This is a genomic window from Pseudomonas sp. MIL9, assembly GCF_016887925.1.
Taxonomy (GTDB): domain Bacteria; phylum Pseudomonadota; class Gammaproteobacteria; order Pseudomonadales; family Pseudomonadaceae; genus Aquipseudomonas; species Aquipseudomonas mohnii.
Genome location: NZ_JAFEHE010000047.1, coordinates 1 through 4,564, shown reverse-complemented (window position 1 = coordinate 4,564; position 4,564 = coordinate 1). Strand labels below are relative to the sequence as shown.

Here is a 4,564-nt window from a genome sequence, read left to right as displayed (position 1 = left end):
CCAATGATCGCGCCTGCCGCTTCATAAGCACTGTCGACAACACTGGCCTTTAGGCCGGCGCCGCTTTGTACAGTGACCTTATGACCCTGGCCGATCAGCTTCTTGATGGTTTCCGGGGTTGCAGCAACCCGTGTTTCACCCGTCTGGGTTTCGAGAGGAACACCAATGTGCACGTCAAATCTCCTGCGTGATCTTATTGAGTAAACCCATGCACTACGGATGGTGCGATTGGGGCGGCTGATCAGCACGATCCCGCCAAATCAGGGCGGGGCGCGGCATTTTGCAGGCGAACTTTGTGCCCTTCAAGGAATTATGACGGGTGACGGAAAATTAACTACAAGTCACCCCGTGACCGAATGTCGCAACTAATCGGCTCAATCCCTTATAACCCGTGCCTTTCAAGGAGTTTGGTGGATTTTCAGCCATTTATGCATCGGCCATATGAATGATGCGGCATTGCTTTCAGATAGAAGCTCAAAGCCACGTCTTCAGGCGCTTGTAGGACGTCTGTACTACCTTTGTCTACAGTCTGCGAAAATGCGACAAATACTTATATCTGTAGGGTTTTTATTTTGCTGACTACGGGGTCAGCTAATGCCTCGAAGCCTTCATTTCTCTAGGCTGTAGCTGTGTGCTTGATTCACCAGCCAATCTCGAAAAGCCCTTAATGACGCAGATTCGACCTTTCGCTCGGGAATCATCAGGTAATAGGCCTTGATGCTCGAGAGGGCCTGAGGGTTGGCGATCACCAGGCGTTTCTCGGTCAGTTCGCGCTGAATCAGGAATGGCGGTATCAGGGCAATTCCCATGTCGTGCATGGCTGCTTGAGCCAGCATGGAGAATAGCTCGTAGCGTGGCCCTGTCATGTCGCGAGGGACATTCAGGTGCTGGGAGTCGAACCACTGCCGCCAGGCATAGGGGCGGGTGGTCTGCTGCAGGAGGGGCAGTTCCGCGATTTCATCGGCTGTCAGAACGGTCTTGTTTCCCAGTAGGGCGGGGCTACATACCGGGAGCGGATGCTCGCCCATCAGGCGGTGGGATTCTGTACCCGACCAGTCCGCGTCCCCAAAGTAAATCGCGGCATCGAAGTCGGTGTCGGCAAACAGGAAGGGGCGTGTGCGGTTGGTCAGGTTGACTGTCACTTCCGGGTGCTTTTTCTGGAAGTCCTTCAATCGAGGTAGCAGCCATTGGGTGCCGAAGGTCGGCACCACGGCCAACTCGATCACGTTGGCACCCTGTTGTCCCATCACGGACAAGGTATCGCGCTCCACCGCGTCCAGTTGAGTGGCGACTCGGCGGCTGTAAGAAAGTCCGGCTTCGGTCAGTTTGACTCCGCGTCGCGAGCGTCGGAACAGCTCTACGCCGAGGAAGTCTTCGAGGCTGGCAATCTGGCGGCAAATGGCGCCCTGGGTCAGCGAAAGCTCCTGTGCTGCCTTGGTGAAGCTCTCGTGGCGCGCTGCGGCTTCAAAGCTGATCAGGGCGGTTGTGCTGGGTATCTTTCTGCGCATGTACGTCAACCTCACTAATACATCGCATTATTGGCATTGCGCGACGTTTCGGAGTGAGAAATTAGCACAACAGTATGCAAAATCCTCGTTTGTAGGGAGGCCGAACCCGGCCTAGGATCAATCCACGTTATTAGACCTGTTTCGAGAGGACATACTCATGGCCGGTAAAGCTAGCTTCAACTGGATCGATCCTTTGCTGCTGGATCAACAGCTCACTGAAGAAGAGCGCATGATCCGCGACACCGCTGCGCAGTTCGCTCAGCAGAGCCTCGCGCCACGCGTTCTCGAAGCTTTCCGTCATGAAAAGACCGATCCGGCGATCTTCCGCGAGATGGGTGAAGTGGGCCTGCTGGGCGCGACCATCCCCGAGCAGTACGGTGGCAGCGGCCTGAACTATGTCAGCTATGGCTTGATTGCCCGTGAAGTCGAGCGTGTCGACTCCGGCTATCGTTCGATGATGAGTGTGCAGTCCTCTCTGGTGATGGTGCCAATCAATGAATTCGGTACTGAAGCGCAGAAGCAGAAGTACTTGCCGAAACTGGCCTCGGGTGAATGGATCGGCTGCTTTGGTCTGACCGAACCCAACCACGGTTCCGACCCAGGCGCGATGATTACTCGTGCGCGCAAAGTGGAAGGTGGCTACAGCCTGACCGGTAACAAAATGTGGATTACCAACAGCCCAATCGCTGACGTGTTTGTCGTTTGGGGCAAAGACGATGCGGGTGATATCCGCGGTTTCGTTCTGGAGAAAGGCTGGAAAGGCCTGAGCGCTCCGGCCATTCACGGCAAGGTCGGCCTGCGTGCGTCGATCACCGGTGAAATCGTCATGGACAACGTATTTGTTCCGGAAGAGAACATCTTCCCGGATATCCGTGGCCTTAAGGGTCCTTTTACTTGCCTCAACTCGGCTCGTTACGGGATTGCCTGGGGCGCGCTGGGAGCTGCCGAGTTCTGCTGGCACACCGCTCGCCAATACACGCTGGATCGTCAGCAGTTCGGTCGCCCATTGGCCGCCACTCAACTGATTCAGAAGAAACTGGCTGACATGCAGACCGAAATCACCATGGCGCTGCAAGGCTGCCTGCGTCTGGGTCGCATGAAAGACGAAGGTACTGCGGCGGTCGAAATCACTTCGATGATGAAGCGCAACTCCTGCGGCAAGTCTTTGGACATCGCTCGCATGGCTCGCGATATGCTCGGCGGCAACGGCATCTCCGATGAATTTGGCGTCGCTCGCCATCTGGTCAACCTGGAAGTGGTGAATACCTATGAAGGTACGCATGACGTCCACGCGCTGATCCTTGGTCGTGCGCAAACCGGCATCCAGGCGTTCTATTAATAGGAGAACGGCCATGGGCGCGCTTTCGCATCTACGGGTTCTGGATTTATCGCGGGTGCTGGCCGGGCCGTGGGCCGGACAGATTCTTGCGGACCTTGGCGCTGACGTGATCAAGGTCGAACGTCCGGGCAATGGCGATGACACGCGTGCCTGGGGCCCGCCGTTCCTTAAAGACGCTGATGGCGAGAACACCAGCGAGGCCGCCTATTATTTGTCGGCCAATCGCAACAAGCAGTCGGTCACCATCGACTTCACGCGTCCGGAGGGGCAGAAGCTGGTGCGTGAACTGGCGGCTAAGTCGGACATCCTGATCGAGAACTTCAAGGTCGGTGGGCTCGCCGCTTATGGGCTGGACTACGCGTCGCTGAAGGCGATCAATCCAGACCTGATTTATTGCTCTATCACCGGGTTTGGCCAGACCGGTCCTTATGCCAAGCGTGCGGGTTATGACTTCATGATCCAGGGGCTTGGCGGGCTCATGAGTCTGACGGGTCGACCTGAAGGTGAAGAAGGTGCGGGGCCGGTCAAGGTCGGCGTCGCACTGACGGATATTTTGACCGGGCTTTATTCGACGGTGGCGATCCTGGCGGCGCTTGCGCATCGGGATCAGGGCGGTGGCGGTCAGCATATTGATATGGCGCTACTGGATGTTCAGGTGGCCTGCCTGGCCAACCAGGCGATGAACTACCTGACTACCGGCAATGCACCCAAACGCCTGGGCAATGCTCATCCGAACATCGTGCCTTATCAGGATTTTCCTACGGCGGATGGCGACTTCATTCTTACAGTAGGGAACGACGGACAGTTCCGAAAATTTGCCGAGGTGGCCGGTCAGCCACAATGGGCAGACGATCCGCGGTTCGTTACCAATAAGCTGAGGGTGGCTAACCGCGCAGTGCTCATCCCGCTCATTCGTCAGGCGACGGTGTTCAAGACCACCGCTGAATGGGTGGCACAGCTGGAGCAGGCGGGAGTGCCGTGCGGGCCTATCAACGATCTTGCGCAGATGTTTGCGGATCCTCAGGTCAAGGCGCGAGGGTTGTCGATTGAGTTGCCGCATGCGTTGGCCGGGATGGTGCCGCAAGTGGCAAGTCCCATCCGGTTGTCCGAGACGCCCGTGGAGTACCGTTATGCGCCTCCGCTGCTGGGAGAGCATACGTCGGAGGTTCTGCAGCGGGTGTTGGGGCTGGACGCGGATGTGGTGGCGTCGTTTAAAGAGTCCGGAGTGCTCTAGGGGCTTCTTCTATATAGAGGGATGGCTTGCTTCTCCTTCGCATGGGGGGGCTGTTTTCCTGCCTTTCGTAAGTAATTGATAGAAAACCCAAATCAGTGGTTGACGGCGAATTATAGAAGCCTATAATTCGCCCCACTTCCGGCGCAGTCGAAACGGAAAACTCCTTGGTAAACAACGAGATACGAAGTTTTCGGCAGCGGGTTGCTTCAGGTCATCGAAGCGCGAAGGAAGTTGAAAAAGAGGTGTTGACAGCAGCGAGTAACGCTGTAGAATTCGCCTCCCGCTGACGAGAGATCGAAAGCGCAAGTGGTTGAAGTTGTTAAGGAATCCTTGAAAGCTTCTGAAAATAATCACTTGACAGCAAATGAGGCTGCTGTAGAATGCGCGCCTCGGTTGAGACGAAAGATCTTAACCAACCGCTCTTTAACAACTGAATCAAGCAATTCGTGTGGGTGCTTGTGGAGTCAGGCTGCTAGTCAACAG

3 protein-coding genes and 1 pseudogene are annotated in these 4,564 nt (G+C 56.1%); 2 read left to right on the top strand and 2 right to left on the bottom strand.

Annotated elements, in window-relative coordinates:
• Positions 1 to 173, bottom strand: a pseudogene (locus JQF37_RS31120) (NAD(P)(+) transhydrogenase (Re/Si-specific) subunit alpha); the annotation flags it as partial.
• Between the two features lie 435 nt (positions 174 to 608).
• On the bottom strand, positions 609 to 1,508 hold the full coding sequence (locus tag JQF37_RS31115; RefSeq protein ID WP_130211634.1) for a LysR family transcriptional regulator: 900 nt from the start codon (positions 1,506 to 1,508) through the stop codon (positions 609 to 611).
• Positions 1,509 to 1,665: 157 nt separating this feature from the next.
• Between JQF37_RS31115 and JQF37_RS31110 the strand changes: the two genes are divergently transcribed.
• A complete protein-coding gene (locus JQF37_RS31110) occupies positions 1,666 to 2,847 on the top strand; it encodes an acyl-CoA dehydrogenase (protein WP_047535952.1) in 1,182 nt (393 codons plus the stop codon).
• Positions 2,848 to 2,860: 13 nt separating this feature from the next.
• Positions 2,861 to 4,081: a CaiB/BaiF CoA-transferase family protein gene (locus JQF37_RS31105; protein ID WP_130211633.1), complete on the top strand. Its 1,221-nt coding sequence runs from the start codon at positions 2,861 to 2,863 to the stop codon at positions 4,079 to 4,081.
• The last annotated feature ends 483 nt before the right edge of the window (positions 4,082 to 4,564 follow it).

What these genes read in the sequence shown, in the direction of transcription:
- JQF37_RS31115 (WP_130211634.1), bottom strand. Translation starts at nt 1,508, where the DNA reads ATGCGCAGAAAGATACCCAGCACAACCGCCCTGATCAGCTTTGAAGCC.
- JQF37_RS31110 (WP_047535952.1), top strand. Translation starts at nt 1,666, where the DNA reads ATGGCCGGTAAAGCTAGCTTCAACTGGATCGATCCTTTGCTGCTGGAT.
- JQF37_RS31105 (WP_130211633.1), top strand. Translation starts at nt 2,861, where the DNA reads ATGGGCGCGCTTTCGCATCTACGGGTTCTGGATTTATCGCGGGTGCTG.